Consider the following 17,239-nt stretch of genomic DNA (forward strand, 5'->3'; position numbering starts at 1 on the left):
ACTCGTCCAGGACGGTGTGGCAACGTGTTGCACCACGCATCCGCCAACGGAATGAGACCCCGATGGACAGCCGGACGGCCGAACACCCCAGGCCGAACCACTTCCTCCTCCACCTCAGTGACACCCACCTCGTCTCCGGCGATCGAGACCTGTACGGCGACGTGGACTCCGCCGCTCGGCTCACGGAGATCGTCGCGGACATCGAAGCATCCGGGACCCGCCCCGAGGCCATCGTCGTGACCGGCGACGTCGCGGACAAGGGCGAGGCCGGTGCGTACGCCCGGGTCCGCGAGATCCTGGAGCCTGCAGCGCGGCGCATCGGTGCACAGATCATCTGGGCGATGGGCAACCACGACGACCGCGGCGCGTTCCGGCAGGAGCTGTTCGGTCTGCAGCCGACGGACCGGCCCGTGGACTTCGTCTACGACGTGAACGGGCTCCGGGTCATCACGCTCGACACCAGCGTCCCCGGCCACCACCACGGCGAGGTCTCCCCCGAGCAGCTCGACTGGCTGGCCGAGGTGCTCTCCGAGGCAGCGCCGCACGGCACCATCCTCGCGATGCACCACCCGCCCGTGCCGAGCGTGCAGGACCTGACGGTCCTGGTGGAGCTCCGCGACCAGCAGGCCCTGGCCGAGGTCGTCGAGGGCAGCGACGTGCTCGCGATCATCGCCGGGCACCTGCACTACTCGACGAGCGCGGTGTTCGCCGGCATCCCGGTCTCGGTCGCGAGTGCCACCTGCTACACGCAGGACCTCACCGAGTACCAGGGCGGGACGCGTGGTCGGGACGGCGCGCAGTCGTTCAACCTGGTGCACGTGTACGGCCGCAACGTCGTGCACTCGGTCGTCCCCATCGGCCACTACGCCACGGTCGGCCAACCGGTCTCCGCCGTCGACACCGAGGCGCGCCTGGCGGCCCACGGCGTCACGATCCCGCCGGCGGTCGAGCCGGCGCCGGTGACGTCGAGCATCCCCGTCTTCACCCTCGACTCGGTGCCGGTTTCCCCCGTGCACCGGTAGCGAGTACTCCGTGAGCAGGAGAGGTCGGGTCCGCACTGCGGACCCGACCTCTTCTGCTCACCATGCGTGCGTGGCCGCGGGCTGCACCGGACGGGAGGCCCGTGGCGGCCGCGCACCGAGCCTCCTGTCCGCCGACCGGTAACGACGCACCGCGCGGGTGGCGTCGACTGGTCAGGGCCCGTCGAACGGCGGCGCGGGCGCCGACGGGTCGTGACCGGTCGGCGAGCGGCGGCCGGGCGCGCCAGGACGCCGCCCGGTAGGGCGCTGGCGCGTCCTACGCGCCGGCTCGCTCCCACGGCGCCGGGAACGGGAAGTACCGCTCCAGGAAGTCCGTGACGCGCTGCGTGCGCTCCTCGTCGCTGACCTCGGGGAAACTGCCGTCGTTCAGGCAGAAGAAGTCGGCGTTCCGCTTCTTCAGCAGGTCGTCGAGGGCACGGAGTCCGGACTGCATCGTGGTGTCGATGTACCGCACCTCGGCGTTCTCCTGCACGATCGCCCGACCGGTGAGCAGCGAGTAGTAGTGGTAGAGCGAGTTCGTCACCGAGATGTTGTCGGCGGCACGGAACCGCGAGGCCGCCGTCGCCGCGAACTCGTCGGCGAACTCGTGCTCCATCTCGGTCATGATCGACGACCGCAGCGGCGTCGGAGCGTGCTCGAGGTGCCGCGTGGTGACCGCGCCGAACCGCTGCTGCAGCAGACGACGGTTGACGCGCGCGGAGTTCTCGAACCCGCTGCGTGCCGGGTTGTTCGAGCCGAGCCCGATCCGGGTCGAGGCGAGGATGAACTTCGTCACCGACCCCGGGCTGAAGAACACCGACGGATCGACGAGCCGTCCGAAGAACATGTCGTCGTTCGAGTAGATGAAGTGCTCGCTGATGCCCGGGATGTGGTGCAGCTGCGACTCGACGGCCTGCGAGTTGTGCGTCGGCAGCACGGAGGGGTCCGCGAAGAACTCCTCGCTGCGCACGATCCGGACCTTCGGGTGCTCCGCGAGCCAGTGCGGCGCCGGGGAGTCCGTGGCGATGTAGATCTGCCGGATCCAGGGCGCGAAGGTGTGCACCGAGCGCAGAGCGTACTTCAGCTCGTCGATCTGCCGGAACCGGGCCGGGGCGTCGTCGCCCTCGCCCAGGACCGCGTTCGACTGCGCCGCCTGGCGGGCGCGCTGGTACTCGATGGCGTTGCCGTCGACCCACGAGAAGACGATGTCGATCGGGAACCGGATGTCCGACACGTGGTCGTCGAACATGTGCTCGACGGTGCGCCAGGTGCGGCCGTAGCGCTCGATGTCGACGAGGACGAACTCCTCGATCGGCAGGCTGCGACGCATCAGGGCGTTCTCGACGGGCGCGAGGACCTCGGTGTCGGTGACCCGCCAGAACTCGAGCTGGACGCTGGTCTCGGCGCCGTAGCGCAGGCGCCCGAGCGGCTCGAGCCGCGGGCGGAACACCCGGAGCACCGGTTCGTCGACGGAGCCGAGTCCGTCGTCCTGCACGAGCACGGCCGGCTCGCCCGGAGGCTTGGCGTAGAACGGCTCGTTGACCGCTGCTGCCATCACGGCGCTCTCGGCCCGCTGCCGGTCGCGCTCGTCGACGGCGATCACGGGCCGCTGGTCGTTGCCGCGGATGAGCAGGTGGTCGACGTCGGCCGAGGTGAGCGCGTCGTCCAGGAAGAGCAGGTCCTCGATCATCGACTGCTGCGGCGTCAGGTGCCCGTTGAGCAGCGTGAGGCGGCCCTTGCGGACGACGACGTCGGATCGGTCGAGACCGCCGGAGGACGGTCGAGGGGTCAGCAGAGGACTCTCGGTCACCGGCTCGGTCTCGTCGTTCATCCATGCCCTTCGGATCGTGCGGCCGGGTCGTGTACCCGACCCAGCGATCCTACCGGTCCACCCGCATCCGCGGTGTCCGTGCCCGTGCGCGCGCCTCGGGGCGCGCTCCGACCGGTCAGGAGGCCCGGGGTGTGTCCGCCTCGCGCGGCACCTTCACGACGATGCCGACGACCACGAACAGGCCGGCGGCCACCAGCTGCAGGCCGGCCCAGACCTGCCCGGGGATCGTGACGGTCACGACGGGGTTCCAGCAGACGGCCACGGCCACCATGAGCACGGCCGCCCACCAGGTCCGCCCCCGCACGGCGAAGACGAGCACGATGAGCGCCAGCACCGTGACGCCCCAGCGGGCGTAGACGAAGCCGGACGAGTCGATGATCGCGACGCAGGACAGCAGCACGATCGCCGCGATGAGCGACGGCGCCAGCGCGGGCCGGGTAAAGCCGGGCGTCTCGGCGGTACGGCGCGCAGCTGCGGGAGCCGGACGGGCGGGTGCTGCGGGCACGCCGTGCTGGGACGACCCCACCGGGGGCCGTCCCTTGCGCGCGGCCATCAGTCCGCGGAGCCGTCGAGGTCGATCGCCTGGATCGACCGTGACATCGGCGGGAGCCCGCGGACGCGCTCGAGCGCCGGCACGAGCTCGTCGACGTACGCGCGGTAGCCCTCGCTCGTCAGGTGCAGGCCGTCGTCGGTGAAGCGGTCGGACAGATGGTCGCCGTCGGCGAGTGCGGGCCATGCGTCGAGGTACTGCGCGTGGCAGGTGGCGACGAACTGCCGCAGGTGCCGGTTCGCCTCCTCGATCTTCGCGGCGTACTCGGCCTGCCGCGGCAGGATCGACACGAGCAGCAGTCGGACGCCGGGGAGCTCACGACGGAGCGTGACGAGGATCGTCTCGACGTTGCGCACGACGTGTTCGGCGCTCTTGCGGTGGTTGCCGAAGTCGTTCGTGCCGATGAGCAGGACGATCACCTCGGGCTGCTCAGCGACCACGGCGTCCAGGCGCGTCAGCACCCCGTCGGTCGTGTCGCCGCTGATGCCCTGGTTCAGGGTGTGCTCGTCGGGGAGCCAGGTCTCCCAGTCCCCCTGTGCGGTGATGCTGTCCCCCAGGAAGAGGACGGGGCTGCGGTCGTCGGTCATGCTGCCTCCTCGTGCGCCGGCTCAGGGTCCTCATTGTGCTGGGTCCGGTTGCGCTGCGTCGACTCGGTGTTGTCGGACTCCCGCTCGGCGGCGGCGGTGATGCGCTCGACCATACCGGGGAAGATGACGCCGTGGAACGGCAGGATGCCGTACCAGTACAGACGCCCGGCGAGCCCCTGCGGGAAGTAGATCGCCCGCTGGTGGTAGTCGCTGCCGCCGTCGTCGCTCGGCGTCACGGTCATCTCGAGCCAGGCACGGCCGGGCGACTTGAACTCCGCGCGGAGCCGCAGGTAGCGACCGCGCTCGAGCCGTTCGACGCGCCACCAGTCGAGCGCGTCGCCCTGCTCCAGACGCTGCTGGTCGCGGCGACCACGGCTCAGCCCGACGCCGCCGGCGATCTTGTCCATCCAGCCACGGGCGACCCAGGCGAGCGGGAACGAGTACCAGCCGTTCTCGCCGCCGATCGACTCGACGACGCGCCAGACGTCGGCGGCCGAGGCGTTCGAGTGCCGCTTCCGGTCGTCCACGTAGACGGTGTGCCCGGCCCAGTCGGGGTCGCTCGGCATCGGGTCGGCGGACGCACTCGACAGCGTCGCGCTGCGCCAGCTCGTCTCGACCTGGCCGGACCGCATCTTGTTGAGCGCCAGGCGGACGGCGCGACGGTACGAGGTCAGCCCGCCCTCGGGCTGCGGCACGACGTCGTCGATGTCGTGCTCCCGCTGGACGCACTCGAACTGCAGCGACTCGATGATCGGGGTCGCGAGCTTGCGCGGGATCGGCGTGACGACGTTGAACCAGTGGGCGGCGAGCCGCGGGGTCAGCACCGGCAGGACCGTGATCGGACGCTGCGGCAGCTTCGCCTCGACCGCGTACCCGTTGAGCATCTGGCCGTAGCGGAGCACGTCCGGGCCACCGATGTCGAAGGTGCGGTTGACGTCGTCGGCGATGTCGAGTGCGGCGACCAGGTAGTACAGGACGTCACGGACGGCGATCGGCTGGATGCGGTTGCGCACCCACCGCGGCGCGGGCATCCACGGCAGCACGTCGGTCAGGTGGCGGATCATCTCGAACGAGGTGCTGCCGGACCCGATGACGACACCGGCCTGGTACGCGATGGTCGGCACCCCGGACCCGAGCAGGATCTCGCCGACCTCCTTGCGGCTGCGGAGGTGCTTCGACAACTCGCCGTCGGGGTGCAGTCCGCCCAGGTACACGAAGCGGCTGACCCCGGCGGCCTTCGCTTCGTGCGCCATGGTCTCGGCGGCCTGGCGCTCGGCGGCCTCGAAGTCGCCGTCGGCGCCCATCGCGTGGGCGAGGTAGTAGACCGCCTCGACGCCGTCGACCGCGGTGCGCACCGCCTCGGCGTCCTGGAGGTCGCCCTCGGCGACGTCGACGTCACCGCTCCACGGGACGTCCTGGAGCTTCCGGGGGTTGCGCACGAAGACCCGAACGGAGTGGCCGGCTTCGAGGAGACGAGGGACGAGACGACCGCCGATGTAGCCGGTGGCGCCGGTGACGAGGACCTGCATGCGTCGAACGCTACGCGGCGCGCCTGACGGGTAGGCTTGCCCGGTGGACAACGCAGCCTTCCCCGTCACCGCCGATGCCGTCCGCGGCCTCATCGACCACGCGATCCTGAAGCCGGAACTCACCCGTGCGGACGTCGACGCCCAGCTCGACGAGGCCGCCGCCTACCGCGTGTTCAGCGTGTGCGTCCGCCCGAGCGACGTCGCGCACGCGGTCGGACGCCTGCAGGGCACGGGCGTCGGCGTCGGCACCGTGATCGGCTTCCCGCACGGCACCACCTCGACCGAGGCCAAGGTCGCCGAGTCGCTGCAGGCCCTGGCCGACGGCGCCTTCGAGCTCGACATGGTGCAGAACATCGGCGCCGCGAAGTCCGGCGACTGGGAGCGGGTCGAGCGTGACGTCCGCGCCGTCGTCGACGCCGCCGGGTCGACGGTCGTCAAGGTCATCCTCGAGACCGCCTTCCTGACCGACGACGAGGTCGTCGCGGCCTCGAGCGCCGCGCAGCGTGCCGGTGCGGCGTTCGTGAAGACGTCGACCGGGTTCGCCGGCGGGGGCGCCACCGTGGAGCACATCGCCCTGATGCGCCGCACCGTCGGCCCGGACAGCGGCGTGAAGGCGTCCGGCGGCGTGCGCGGCCTCGACACCCTGCTCGCGATGGTCCACGCCGGCGCCGACCGCATCGGGACGAGTGCGTCCGCCCGCATCCTCGACGACGTCGCGCACCGCGCCGAGACCGGCTCCGCCGCGTCGCTCGGCGACGACACCTCGTCCTACTGAGTCCCACCCCCGCCACCTCGACCAGGCCGACGCCCACCGGACGCGACGACGCGTCCGTGACCGGCGCCGCGCCTCCAGACCGCCGCATCGGAGCGCGCATGTCCAGCAACGCACCCCAGTCCCCCGTCCTCGCCCTGGCAGTCGACCTGGGCGGCACCAAGGTCGAGGCGGCCCTGGTGACCGACCAGGGCGTCGTCCTGCCCGCCTCGCGCTTCCGCAGCCCCACCGGGCCGCAGCGCACCTCGGACGAGCTGCAGGCGGCGGTCGACGAGGTCGTGACGGCCGCGCTGGGCGCCCTGCCCGCCGACGCGGTCCTGGTCGGCGCGGGGATCGGCTCGGCCGGACCGGTCGACGAGGAGCACGGCCTGGTGTCGCCGCTCAACATGCCGGTGTGGCGTGGGCACCCGCTGCGCGACCGGGTGCAGGCACTGCTCCCCGAGGGCGTGCGGGCGACGCTGCGGATGGACGGCCTGGCCATCACGCTCGCCGAGCACTGGGTCGGCGCCGCGCAGGGATCCGACCACGTGATGGGCATGATCGTCTCGACCGGTGTCGGCGGTGGCCTCATCCTGCACGGCCGCACCGTGAGCGGACCGACCGGCAACGCCGGGCACATCGGCCACGTCGAGTGTGGCGGGTACGACGACCCCTGCGCCTGCGGGGGCACCGGGTGCCTCGAGGCGATCGCGAGCGGCCCGAAGACCGTGGTCTGGGCGCGCGCGCAGGGCTTCGCGGGCACGACCGGCGAGGAGCTCTCCGCCGCCTACGCCGCGGGTGACGAGATCGCCGTCGCCGCCGTCCGCCGCAGCGGGCGCGCGCTCGGGCAGGCCATCGCCGCCGCGACGAGCCTGGTCGACCTGGAGGTCGTGGCGATCGGCGGAGGCTTCTCCCACGTCACGCCGGACCTCTTCGAGTACGCCCGCCAGGCCGTGGCGGAGCGGGTCGAGTTCGGCTTCGTCACCAAGGTGCGGATCGTGCCGACCGGGCTCTCGCAGGACGGTCCGCTCATCGGCGCCGCCGCACTCGTGCACCGGGCCGACGTCCTGCGCTGACGTTCCGTCCTGCGCTGACGTTCCGCGCGGCGCTGACGCTCGGCGCGGCGGACGGGAGGCGCGGGTCGGGCCCGACCCGCGCCTCCCGTCCGCCCGTGGGCTGTCCACAGGGCTACGGTCCGGGGCTGCGCATCCGGCAGGATGTGCGGGTGCCCCGCTCGCGACTGCTCACCGGTGACGACTGGCCGGAGGCCGAGCTGCGCGCGGCGGTGCTCGCCGGCGAGCTCGTCGCCGTCGGGCCGTGCTGGGCGTCGCCGTCCGAGCCGCAGACCGTGGCCCTGCGTGCGGCGGCGGTCGCATGGGCACTGCGCGACCCGCGGCTCATCGCGTGCACGGTGACGGCGGCGTGGGTGTGGGGCGCCGTGTCACGCCCGCCGGAGCCGCTCGAGGTCTGCACGCCTGCCGGCCTCCGCGTGCGAGTGCGGGCGGAGGTGCGCCTGCGCGAGGTGCGGATCGAGGACGTCGACGTGGTCCGTGTGGCGGATCTCCGTGTCTCGTCCCCCGGCCGCACGGTGGTCGACCTGCTCCGCACCCCGGCCACCGTCGCGGGCGGCTTCGGTGGGGTCGAGGCCACCGCCGTGCACGGACTGCTCGCGACCGGGGCGGCATCCCTCACCGAGGTGCTGGACCGCCTGGCCGCACTCGGCACGGTGCCGATGGCTCGGCAGGCCGAGCGGCGGCTCCGCGCGGTGCAGGCCGGAGCCGCCCCCGGGGTCAGCCCGCGCTGACGCGGTAGACGTCGTAGACGGCGTCGATCCGACGCACGGCGTTGAGCACCCGGTCCAGGTGGATCGTGTCGCCCATCTCGAACACGAACCGGCTGAGGGCCAGGCGGTCGGACGAGGTCGACACGGTCGCGGACAGGATGTTGACGTGGTGGTCGGTGAGCACGCGGGTGACGTCGCTGAGCAGTCCGGACCGGTCGAGCGCCTCGATCTGGATCTGCACGAGGAACACCGACTTCGACGACGGCGCCCACTCGACCTCGATCATCCGGTCGGGCTCGTTCATCAGGGACTTGACGTTCGTGCACGACGACTGGTGCACCGACACGCCCTGCCCGCGGGTGATGAAGCCGACGATCTGGTCGCCGGGCACCGGGGTGCAGCACTTCGCGAGCTTCACCAGGATGTCCGGGGCCCCGCGGACGAGCACGCCGCTGTCGCTCGTGCGCAGCTGTCGGCTGGTGACCTGGCGCGGGAAGGCGAGCTCGGGCTCGTCCGTCTCCGTCTCGGTCTGGACGCCGGCGAGCACCTTCTCGATGACGGACTGCGTCGAGACGTGACCCTCGCCGACCGCAGCGTACAGGGCGGAGACGTCCTCGTAGCGCATGGCCGAGGCCACCTCGGCGATGCTGTCCTGGCTCATGATCCGCTGGAGCGGCAGGTTCTGCTTGCGCATCGCGCGGGCGATGGCGTCGCGGCCCTGCTCGATCGCCTCTTCGCGGCGCTCCTTGGTGAACCACTGCTTGATCTTGTTGCGGGCCCGGGGGCTGCGCACGAACTGCAGCCAGTCCTGTGACGGACCGGAGTCGGGGTTCTTCGACGTGAAGATCTCGACGACGTCGCCGCTGGACAGCTGGCTCTCGAGCGGGACGAGCCGACCGTTCACCTTCGCGCCCATGGTGCGGTGGCCGATCTCGGTGTGCACCGCGTACGCGAAGTCGACGGGGGTCGCACCGGCCGGCAGCCCGATGACCTTGCCCTGCGGCGTGAAGACGTAGGTCTCCTTCGCGCCGATCTCGTAGCGCAGCGAGTCCAGGAACTCCCCCGGGTCGCTCGTCTCGGCCTGCCAGTCGGTGATGTGCGCGAGCCAGGCCATGTCCTGGTCGTCCGTGGTCGACGAGGTGCCGACGTCGCGCCCCGCCGCACGCTGCTTGTACTTCCAGTGCGCGGCGACGCCGAACTCCGCCCGCTGGTGCATCTCGTGCGTGCGGATCTGGATCTCGACGGGACGACCCTGCGGACCGAGCACGGTCGTGTGCAGCGACTGGTACAGGTTGAACTTCGGGGTGGCGATGTAGTCCTTGAACCGGCCGGGCAGCGGCGTCCACCGCGCGTGCACCGAGCCGAGCATCGCGTAGCAGTCGCGCACGGTCGGGACGAGCACGCGGATGCCGACCAGGTCGTAGATCTCGTCGAACTCGCGCCCGCGCACGATCATCTTCTGGTAGATCGAGTAGTACTGCTTCGGGCGGCCCATGACGTCGCCGCGCACCTTGGCGGACTTCAGGTCCTTCTTGAGCGTGCCGATGACGTTCTGCACGAACTGCTCGCGCTTCGGCTGCCGCTCCTTGACCAGGCTGTCGATCTCGACGTAGAGCTTCGGGTGCAGGACCGCGAACGACAGGTCCTCGAGCTCGAGCTTGATCATCTGGATACCGAGCCGGTGCGCCAGGGGCGCGTAGATCTCCAGCGTCTCCTTGGCCTTGCGCGTGGCCGAGGCGGACTCGACGAAGCCCCACGTGCGGGCGTTGTGCAGGCGGTCGGCGAGCTTGATGACGAGGACGCGGATGTCCTTCGACATCGCGATGACCATCTTGCGGACGGTCTCGGCCTGCGCGCTGTCGCCGTACTTGACCTTGTCGAGCTTCGTGACGCCGTCGACGAGCATGGCGATCTCGTCGCCGAAGTCGGCTCGCAGCTGGTCGAGCTGGTAGTCGGTGTCCTCGACGGTGTCGTGCAGCAGCGCCGCTGCGATCGTGATGGTGCCGATGCCGAGGTCCGCGAGGATCTGTGCGACCGCCACCGGGTGGGTGATGTACGGCTCGCCGGACTTCCGCTTCTGCCCGTCGTGCGCGCGCTCCGCCACCGAGTAGGCGCGCTCGACCAGGGTGACGTCGGCCTTCGGGTGGTGCGAGCGCAGCGTGCGGATGAGCGTGTCGACCGCGCCGGCGGGCTGCGCGCGCGAGAACAGACGCGGCAGCAGGGAGCGGAGGGAGCCGAGGTTGCCGGTGGTGTTCGGACCGATCGGACTGGTCGGCTGCGAGGCCGACCCGGGACGGCTCGGCGCGGACGGGTCTTCGCGGGTGTCCGTCATGCTGCGCCTCCGACGACTCGGTCCGAGAGCTCGGTCCGAGCTCGATCCGACAAGACTACGCGTCCTCCGTCAGTGCCCGTGACGCGGTTCGCCCTGGGCGTCGCGCTCCACCGGAGCCCCCGACTGCTCCCAGGCGACCATGCCGCCCGTGAGGTTGACGGCCGGTACACCGGACTGCTCGAGGGCCGCGACGATGCGCGCCGAGCGGGCGCCCGAGTGGCACACGACGATCGCCGGCTGGTCGCCACCGTCGATCTCCTGCCAGCGGTCCGCGAAGGCCGACATCGGCACGAGCGTGGCCTGGGGCGCGTGGACCTCGTCCCACTCCCCCTGCTCCCGCACGTCGAACAGTCGGGCGCCGGACGCCAGGCGACGCTGCGCCTCGGCGACGTCGATGTTCTGGATCTCGATCGGCATCAGGCACCCGCCGCCGCGGTGTCGACCTCGTGCCGACGCTTCTCGGCCGCCTGCGTCTTCTTGGCATCGGCGTCCTTGATCTTCGGCTCGTTCTCGCGCAGGTGGGCGTACATGGGCGACGCGATGAAGATCGTCGAGTACGTGCCGACGATGATGCCGATGAACAGCGCGAGCGAGATGTCGCGGAGCGTCCCCGCACCGAGCACGTACGACCCGATGAACAGGATCGCCGCGACCGGTAGCAGCGCCACGACCGAGGTGTTGATGGACCGGACGAGCGTCTGGTTCACCGCGAGGTTGACCGACTGCACGAAGGTGCGATGCGACTCCTGCGTCGTGTTCTCGCGCACCTTGTCGAACACCACGACGGTGTCGTAGAGCGAGTAGCCGAGGATCGTCAGGAAGCCGATGACGGCTGCCGGCGTGACCTCGAGCCCGACGATGCCGTACACACCGGCGGTGATGAGCAGGTCGTGCAGCAGCGCGGCCATCGCCGAGACGGACATCTTCCAGGTGCGGAAGTACAGCGCCATGACGATCGCGGCCAGGGCCAGGAAGATCAGCAGACCCCGGATCGCCTGGGCGAGCACGTCGGCGCCCCAGGTCGCACCGATGTAGGTGGAGGCCACCTGGTCCGGCGTCACGTCGTACGCCTCGGCCAGGGCGTCCTGCACCTCGGTGGTCTCGCGGTCGGTCAGCTGTTCCGTCTGCACGCGGATGCCGTCCTGGCCGACCTGGGACACCCGCGGGATGCCCTCGGGGACGATCGACTCGACGGTCCGGGTCGCCAGCGACTGGTCGAGGTCCTTCGCGTTCGAGACCGTGAACTCGGACCCACCCGTGAACTCGATGCCGAGCTGGTACCCGCCGCGCAGCCACGGCACCGCGAGCGAGACCACGATGGCGATCAGTGCGATGAGGTACCAGGTCTTGCGGCGGCCGACGATGTCGTACGAGCGCTTGCCCGTGTACAGGTCGCTGCCGAACTGGCTGAAGCTGGCCATCAGTCGTCCTTCCCGTCCGGCGTGGTGCCGTTCTCGGCGGTGCCCTGCTGGGCCTTCCGCTCCGCGATCGTCTGGCGGCGCTGCGCCTCGCCGGCGCTCCGCTGCCGCTTGCCGTCGACGACGGGGGCACGGAACTGCGCGCGTCCCCGGTACACGGCACCGAGTGCTGCCGGGTCGAGCCCGCTGAAGCGGTGGCCCTCACCGAAGAACCGGCTGCGGGCGATGAGCTGCATCATCGGGTGCGTGAACATCACGACCACGACGACGTCGATCAGGGTCGTGAGCAACAGCGTGAACGCGAAGCCCTTCACGTCGCTCACCGCGAGGACGTAGAGCACGATCGCGGCGAGGAAGTTGATCGAGTCCGAGGCGAGGATGGTGCGCAGCGCACGCTTCCAGCCGGACTCGACGGCGCTCTCCAGGCCCCGGCCGTCCCGGAGCTCGTCACGGATGCGTTCGAAGTACACGATGAACGAGTCCGCGGTGATGCCGATCGCCACGATGAGGCCGGCGACACCTGCCAACGACAGGCGGTAGTCGACGCGCCACGACATGATCGCGATCACCAGGTAGGTCAGGATCGCGGCGACCCCCAGGGACAGCACCGTGACGAAGGCGAGCGCCCGGTACTGGATGACCGAGTAGATGATCACCAGGATGAGCCCGATCAGGCCCGCGACGAGACCGCCGACGAGCTGGGCGGTGCCGAGCGTCGCGGAGATGTTCTCGTTCGACTGCACCTGGAAGTTGATCGGCAGGGCGCCGTACTTCAGCTGGTCGGCGAGGGTCTTCGCCGACTCCGCCGTGAAGCTGCCGCTGATCTGCGCCTTGCCGTTCGTGATCGCCGTGTTCGTCCGCGGGGCCTCGATGACCGTGCCGTCGAGCACGATGGCGAACTGGTTCTGCGGCTGCTGCAGCGAGACGAGTCGGTTCGTGACGGAGCGGAAGTCCTTCGAGCCCGCGTCGTTGAAGGTCAGGTTGACGGCCCACTGGCCCGTCGACGTGCCCTGCGAGTCGGTGGCGAGTCCTGAGGTGGCGTTGCTGATGTCGTCACCCAGTACCTCGACGGGGCCGAGGATGTACTTGGCCGTGCCGCTCTGGTCGCAGGTGACCAGGGGCTCGTCGTCCGGCGCGGTCGTGGTGTCGTCCGGAGCCGCGCAGTTGTAGTTGGTGTAGAGGTCCTGGAGCTTGGGCGTCACCCAGTTCAGGTCGCTCGCGTTCGACGGCTTCGCGCTCGGGCTGGCCTCGAGCGAGGCCGGCGGCGAGTACGGCGTCGGCGACGCGGTGCCCTTCCCGTCGTCGCCGACGGAGGTGTTCGTGGCGGCCTCGGTGAAGAGCACCGGGCGGAAGGTCAGCTTGGCGGCCGCCTCGATGCGGTCGATCGTGGCCTGGTCCGGCTTGCCCGGGATCGAGACGACGATGTTGTTCGTGCCCTGGGTGTTGATCTGCGACTCCGAGACGCCCGTCGCGTTGATGCGCTGACGGATGATCTCGACGGCCTGGTTCAACTGCTCACGCGTGACCGAGCCGCCCTCGGTGTTCTGCGCGGCGAGGGTCAGCTGCGTGCCGCCCTGCAGGTCCAGTGCGAGTTCCGGGACCCAGCTCGCGCCCTGGTACCACTCGTCGGTGTCGTCCTTCGAAGAGCCGGCCAGGATCGACGCGGTGGTGTTCACACCGGCGAGGATCGCGATCAGGATCACCAACCAGGTGAGCGAGCGCAGCGCCTTCTTGACGGGTGTCGATCGTGCCACCGGTCGTCTCGTCTTTCTGTTCAGGACCGTCGGCACACCGTGCGACGGCAGAAGGGAGCCGCCGGGTCAGTCGACCCGGCGGCTGGGGCGTCAGTCGTCGGACTTGCGCTTCGTGGCGTCGGTCTCGTCCACGCGGTCGGTGTCGACCCGCTCGCCGTAGACCGGCTCCCCGTTGAGTTCGGCGACGGGCGTCGCCTCGGCCTCGGTGGTCGTGGTGGTCTCGACGTCGGACTCGTTGTCGTCGACGACGCGGGACAGGGTCTGACGGTGCACGGTGACGACGGTCCCCGGAGCGATCTCGACGTCCGCCGTGACCTTCTCGTCGTTGACCGACAGCAGCGTGCCGTACAGACCGAAGGACAGCATGACGCGGGCGCCCGGCACCATCTTGTCGGCGATCTCGGCCTGCTGCTTCTTGCGCTTGCGGCTGCTGTAGAACATGAAGGCCGCGAACGCCACGATGATGACGATGAGGAAGATTGACTGGTCCATGGTGGCGATGCCTTCTCTGGTTGCTCGGTTTCGGGCCGTAGCAGTCTAGGGCACGCCACCGTCCGTGGCATGTCACTCGACTGAACGGTGTCAGGCGGTGGTGTCCTGGTCGTCGAAGAGCCCGGGTTGCCCGCCGGCGCCCTGTCCGGGCGTGAGGCCGAGGTGCCGCCAGGCGGTCGGTGTCGCGATGCGCCCCCGTGGGGTCCGGGTGACCAGACCGACCCGGACCAGGAACGGTTCGACGACCGACTCGATGGTCTCGGACTCCTCACCCACCGACACCGCGAGCGTGTTGAGCCCGACCGGGCCGCCGTCGAAGCGGGTGAGCATGGTCTCGACCACCGCGCGGTCCAGCCGGTCGAGTCCGAGCTCGTCGACGTCGTACAGGTCGAGGGCACCCTGGACCGCGGCCATGCCGTCGGTCGTGCCGTGCACGAGTGCAAAGTCACGCACACGGCGGAGCAGGCGGTTCGCGATGCGGGGGGTGCCCCGGGACCGGCCCGCGATCTCGCGCAGGGCCGTCCGGTCGATGTCGAGCTCGAGCAGGTGCGCCGCTCGGATGAGGACCTGCTCGAGTTCGTCGCGCTCGTAGAACTCCAGGTGCGCGGTGAAGCCGAAACGGTCGCGGAGCGGGTTCGGCAGCAGGCCGGCCCGGGTGGTGGCACCGACCAGGGTGAACGGCGCGAGGTCGAGCGGGATGCTCGTCGCACCGGCCCCCTTGCCCACCATGACGTCGATGCGGAAGTCCTCCATCGCCAGGTAGAGCATCTCTTCTGCCGAGCGCGCCATGCGGTGGATCTCGTCGATGAACAGGACCTCGCCCGGCACGAGCGACGACAGCACGGCGGCGAGGTCGCCGGCGTGCTGGATGGCCGGACCGCTGGACATGCGCAGGGGTCGGCCGGTCTCGTGGGCGACGATCATCGCGAGCGTCGTCTTGCCCAGGCCGGGCGGTCCGGCCATGAGGATGTGGTCGGGCGTGCGCTCCTGCAGCCCGGCGGCCTTGAGGAGCAGGTCGAGCTGACCCCGGACCTTGCGCTGGCCGACGAACTCGTCGAGTGACCTGGGGCGGAGCGCACCCTCGAAGGCGAGCTCTTCCTGCGACTCGGCACCGGCCGCCGTGATGCCGCTCACCGGCCGGCAGCCGCGGGTCGGAGGGCGCCGAGCGCGGCGCGGAGCAGGGCCTGCGTGCCCATCGCCGCGGCCCCGGGCTCGTTCGCGATGGTCTCGTCGACGGCGGTCTGCGCGGCGTCCTCGCGCCAGCCGAGGCCGACCAGCGCGGAGACGACGTCGACGGCGGCGGGGTGCTGCGCGGTCCCCCGGGCGGCGGCGACCACGGCGGCCTGCTCGAAGGCGACGAGCTTGCCGGACAGGGCGACGATGATGAGCTTCGCGGTCTTCGGGCCGATGCCGGACACCTTGCGGAAGGCGGCGTCGTCCTCGTGCGCGACGGCGTTCGCGATCTGGGACGGGTCCATGTGCGCCAGGACCCCGAGCGCCGACTTCGGGCCGACCCCGGACACACCTCGGAGCAGGTCGAACACCTGCAGGGCGTCGGTGGACTCGAAGCCGAACAGCAGGTGCTCGTCCTCGCGCACGATCATCGCGGTGCGCACGAAGACCTCGGCCCCGTGGCGCATCGTCAGGGCGTGGGCGGGCGTGACCGTGACGGCGTAGCCCACTCCCCCGACCTCGATCACCACGGCCGAGCCGGCGATGTCGATGCAGGTGCCCCGGAGACTCGCGATCATGCTCCGAGCCTAGGGCCGGCCGCCGACGACGCCGACCTGCCACGCTGCGGACGCGCCGCGGCGGCGGCGGCCCGCGCGAGCGGCGAGTCGACGGTGCCGCCCTGCGCGTCCCGCCAGGCACGCTGTGCCGGGGTGAGGTTCGTGGCACGTGCGCCGGCAGCGTCGGGTGATCCGAGCCTCCAGGCATGGCACACGGCCAACGCGAGCGCGTCGGCGGCGTCGGCGGGCTTCGGGGCCTCGTCGAGGCCGAGCACACGCGCGATCATGGTCTGCACCTGGCGCTTGTCGGCGTTGCCGTAGCCGGTCACGGCGGCCTTGACCTCGGAGGGCGTGTGCAGCCCGACGGGCAGGCCGCGGGCCGCCGCGGCGTGCAGCGCCAGGCCGGCGGCCTGCGCCGTGCCCATCACGGTGCGGACGTTCGCCTGGGCGAACACCCGCTCGACGGCCACGGCCTGGGGGCGGTGCTCGTCGATCTCGGCGGCGATGCCGTCGGCGATCCGGAGCAGCCGCTGCTCGAGCGGCATGTCCGGCGGGGTGCGCACGACCGTCACGTGGACGAGCCGTGCGCGTCGGTTCGGTGCGACCTCGACGACGCCGACACCGCACCGGGTGAGCCCGGGGTCCACCCCGAGCACACGGAGCACGGCTACTCGCCCTCGTCCTCGTCGAGCTCGGCCTGGACGTCCGCGGGGATGTCGAAGTTCGAGTAGACGTTCTGCACGTCGTCGGAGTCCTCGAGCGCGTCGATCAGGCGGAACACCTTGCGGGCGGTCTCGGCGTCGACCGGGACCTTGAGGCCGGGGACGAACTCGGCGTCGGCCGAGTCGTAGTCGATGCCGGCCTCCTGCAGCGCGGTGCGTGCCGCGACGAGGTCGGACGCCTCGGTGATGACCTCGAAGCCGCCGCCCTGGTCGACGACGTCCTCGACGCCGGCGTCGAGCACGGCGGTCATGACGGTGTCCTCGTCGAGACCGTCGGTCTTCGTGACCGAGATGACGCCCTTGCGCGAGAAGTTGTAGGCGACGCTGCCCGGGTCGGCCATGGTGCCGCCGTTGCGCGACATCGCGGTCCGGACCTCGGCCGCGGCGCGGTTCTTGTTGTCGGTGAGGCACTCGATGAGCATGGCGACGCCGTTCGGGCCGTAGCCCTCGTACATGATCGTCGTGTACTCGATGGTCTCGCCCGTGAGACCGGCGCCGCGCTTGATGGCGCGGTCGATGTTGTCGTTCGGGACCGAGGTCTTCTTGGCCTTCTGGACGGCGTCGACCAGGGTCGGGTTGCCGGACAGGTCGGCGCCGCCCATCTTCGCGGCGACCTCGATGTTCTTGATGAGCTTGGCGAACGACTTGGCACGGCGCTGGTCGATGACCGCCTTCTTGTGCTTGGTCGTTGCCCATTTGGAATGCCCGGACACGGTTCTCCTTGCGTCTCGCCGAAAATCC

Annotated in this window: 17 protein-coding genes; 4 read left to right on the forward strand and 13 right to left on the reverse strand. The window is 70.7% G+C overall.

Annotated features, from left to right (window positions below; all coding sequences use genetic code 11):
* The first annotated feature begins 62 nt into the window (after nt 1-62).
* Complete coding sequence (locus tag LEL83_RS04655; protein WP_225557945.1) at nt 63-1,022, forward strand: phosphodiesterase; 960 nt, start codon at nt 63-65, stop codon at nt 1,020-1,022.
* Between the two features lie 274 nt (nt 1,023-1,296).
* On the opposite strand, the gene LEL83_RS04660 is transcribed toward LEL83_RS04655, so the two are convergent.
* The 4 genes from LEL83_RS04660 to LEL83_RS04675 form a co-directional block, all read right to left on the reverse strand.
* A complete protein-coding gene (locus LEL83_RS04660) occupies nt 1,297-2,850 on the reverse strand; it encodes a stealth family protein (RefSeq protein ID WP_225557946.1) in 1,554 nt (517 codons plus the stop codon).
* Nucleotides 2,851-2,965: 115 nt separating this feature from the next.
* A complete protein-coding gene (locus LEL83_RS04665; RefSeq protein WP_225557947.1) occupies nt 2,966-3,355 on the reverse strand; it encodes a DUF6804 family protein in 390 nt (129 codons plus the stop codon).
* 47 nt (nt 3,356-3,402) lie between these two features.
* Entirely contained in the window at nt 3,403-3,987 is a 585-nt protein-coding gene (locus tag LEL83_RS04670) for a GDSL-type esterase/lipase family protein (protein ID WP_198655869.1), read from the reverse strand.
* Complete coding sequence (locus LEL83_RS04675) at nt 3,984-5,516, reverse strand: SDR family oxidoreductase (protein ID WP_225557948.1); 1,533 nt, start codon at nt 5,514-5,516, stop codon at nt 3,984-3,986. Before LEL83_RS04675 ends, LEL83_RS04670 begins: the two co-directional genes overlap by 4 nt.
* A gap of 43 nt (nt 5,517-5,559) precedes the next feature.
* Between LEL83_RS04675 and deoC the strand changes: the two genes are divergently transcribed.
* From deoC to LEL83_RS04690, 3 genes are all read left to right on the forward strand, one after another.
* Nucleotides 5,560-6,291 carry a deoxyribose-phosphate aldolase gene (gene deoC, locus LEL83_RS04680; RefSeq protein ID WP_198655867.1) on the forward strand — a complete coding sequence of 244 codons (732 nt, stop codon included), beginning with the start codon at nt 5,560-5,562 and terminating at the stop codon, nt 6,289-6,291.
* A 98-nt stretch (nt 6,292-6,389) separates the two neighbouring features.
* The gene (locus tag LEL83_RS04685; RefSeq protein ID WP_225557949.1) at nt 6,390-7,343 is read left to right on the forward strand and encodes an ROK family protein; all 954 of its coding nucleotides are present in this window, start codon (nt 6,390-6,392) and stop codon (nt 7,341-7,343) included.
* A 149-nt stretch (nt 7,344-7,492) separates the two neighbouring features.
* The gene (locus tag LEL83_RS04690) at nt 7,493-8,071 is read left to right on the forward strand and encodes a type IV toxin-antitoxin system AbiEi family antitoxin (protein ID WP_225557950.1); all 579 of its coding nucleotides are present in this window, start codon (nt 7,493-7,495) and stop codon (nt 8,069-8,071) included.
* Here the strand turns inward: LEL83_RS04690 and LEL83_RS04695 are convergent.
* The 9 genes from LEL83_RS04695 to LEL83_RS04735 all read right to left on the reverse strand — a co-directional run bounded on the left by LEL83_RS04695 (nt 8,058) and on the right by LEL83_RS04735 (nt 17,211).
* Nucleotides 8,058-10,382 (reverse strand): RelA/SpoT family protein, encoded by a 2,325-nt coding sequence (locus tag LEL83_RS04695; RefSeq protein WP_225557951.1) that lies wholly within the window; start codon nt 10,380-10,382, stop codon nt 8,058-8,060. The two genes, LEL83_RS04690 and LEL83_RS04695, sit on opposite strands and share 14 nt — an antisense overlap.
* A gap of 69 nt (nt 10,383-10,451) precedes the next feature.
* Nucleotides 10,452-10,799 (reverse strand): rhodanese-like domain-containing protein, encoded by a 348-nt coding sequence (locus LEL83_RS04700; RefSeq protein ID WP_225557952.1) that lies wholly within the window; start codon nt 10,797-10,799, stop codon nt 10,452-10,454.
* The gene (secF, locus tag LEL83_RS04705) at nt 10,799-11,803 is read right to left on the reverse strand and encodes a protein translocase subunit SecF (RefSeq protein ID WP_225557953.1); all 1,005 of its coding nucleotides are present in this window, start codon (nt 11,801-11,803) and stop codon (nt 10,799-10,801) included. The genes LEL83_RS04700 and secF overlap by 1 nt, the downstream gene beginning before the upstream one ends.
* On the reverse strand, nt 11,803-13,554 hold the full coding sequence (secD, locus tag LEL83_RS04710; RefSeq protein WP_198655861.1) for a protein translocase subunit SecD: 1,752 nt from the start codon (nt 13,552-13,554) through the stop codon (nt 11,803-11,805). The genes secF and secD overlap by 1 nt, the downstream gene beginning before the upstream one ends.
* 90 nt (nt 13,555-13,644) lie before the next feature.
* Nucleotides 13,645-14,046, reverse strand: a complete 402-nt coding sequence (locus LEL83_RS04715; RefSeq protein ID WP_198655860.1) for a preprotein translocase subunit YajC — start codon at nt 14,044-14,046, stop codon at nt 13,645-13,647.
* A gap of 90 nt (nt 14,047-14,136) precedes the next feature.
* Nucleotides 14,137-15,180 carry a Holliday junction branch migration DNA helicase RuvB gene (ruvB, locus tag LEL83_RS04720; protein WP_198655859.1) on the reverse strand — a complete coding sequence of 348 codons (1,044 nt, stop codon included), beginning with the start codon at nt 15,178-15,180 and terminating at the stop codon, nt 14,137-14,139.
* A complete protein-coding gene (gene ruvA / locus LEL83_RS04725; RefSeq protein ID WP_198655858.1) occupies nt 15,177-15,797 on the reverse strand; it encodes a Holliday junction branch migration protein RuvA in 621 nt (206 codons plus the stop codon). The genes ruvB and ruvA overlap by 4 nt, the downstream gene beginning before the upstream one ends.
* Entirely contained in the window at nt 15,794-16,441 is a 648-nt protein-coding gene (ruvC, locus tag LEL83_RS04730; RefSeq protein WP_198655857.1) for a crossover junction endodeoxyribonuclease RuvC, read from the reverse strand. Before ruvC ends, ruvA begins: the two co-directional genes overlap by 4 nt.
* A 2-nt stretch (nt 16,442-16,443) precedes the next feature.
* Nucleotides 16,444-17,211, reverse strand: a complete 768-nt coding sequence (locus LEL83_RS04735; protein ID WP_198655856.1) for a YebC/PmpR family DNA-binding transcriptional regulator — start codon at nt 17,209-17,211, stop codon at nt 16,444-16,446.
* Nucleotides 17,212-17,239: the final 28 nt, after the last annotated feature.

The organism is Curtobacterium oceanosedimentum (assembly GCF_020297365.1).
Taxonomy (GTDB): domain Bacteria; phylum Actinomycetota; class Actinomycetes; order Actinomycetales; family Microbacteriaceae; genus Curtobacterium.

Coding starts and splice junctions, on each gene's coding strand:
- LEL83_RS04655 (WP_225557945.1), top strand. CDS start 63: ATGGACAGCCGGACGGCCGAACACCCCAGGCCGAACCACTTCCTCCTC.
- LEL83_RS04660 (WP_225557946.1), bottom strand. CDS start 2,850: ATGAACGACGAGACCGAGCCGGTGACCGAGAGTCCTCTGCTGACCCCT.
- LEL83_RS04670 (WP_198655869.1), bottom strand. CDS start 3,987: ATGACCGACGACCGCAGCCCCGTCCTCTTCCTGGGGGACAGCATCACC.
- LEL83_RS04675 (WP_225557948.1), bottom strand. CDS start 5,516: ATGCAGGTCCTCGTCACCGGCGCCACCGGCTACATCGGCGGTCGTCTC.
- LEL83_RS04685 (WP_225557949.1), top strand. CDS start 6,390: ATGTCCAGCAACGCACCCCAGTCCCCCGTCCTCGCCCTGGCAGTCGAC.
- LEL83_RS04695 (WP_225557951.1), bottom strand. CDS start 10,382: ATGACGGACACCCGCGAAGACCCGTCCGCGCCGAGCCGTCCCGGGTCG.
- LEL83_RS04700 (WP_225557952.1), bottom strand. CDS start 10,799: ATGCCGATCGAGATCCAGAACATCGACGTCGCCGAGGCGCAGCGTCGC.
- secF (WP_225557953.1), bottom strand. CDS start 11,803: ATGGCCAGCTTCAGCCAGTTCGGCAGCGACCTGTACACGGGCAAGCGC.
- LEL83_RS04715 (WP_198655860.1), bottom strand. CDS start 14,046: ATGGACCAGTCAATCTTCCTCATCGTCATCATCGTGGCGTTCGCGGCC.
- ruvA (WP_198655858.1), bottom strand. CDS start 15,797: ATGATCGCGAGTCTCCGGGGCACCTGCATCGACATCGCCGGCTCGGCC.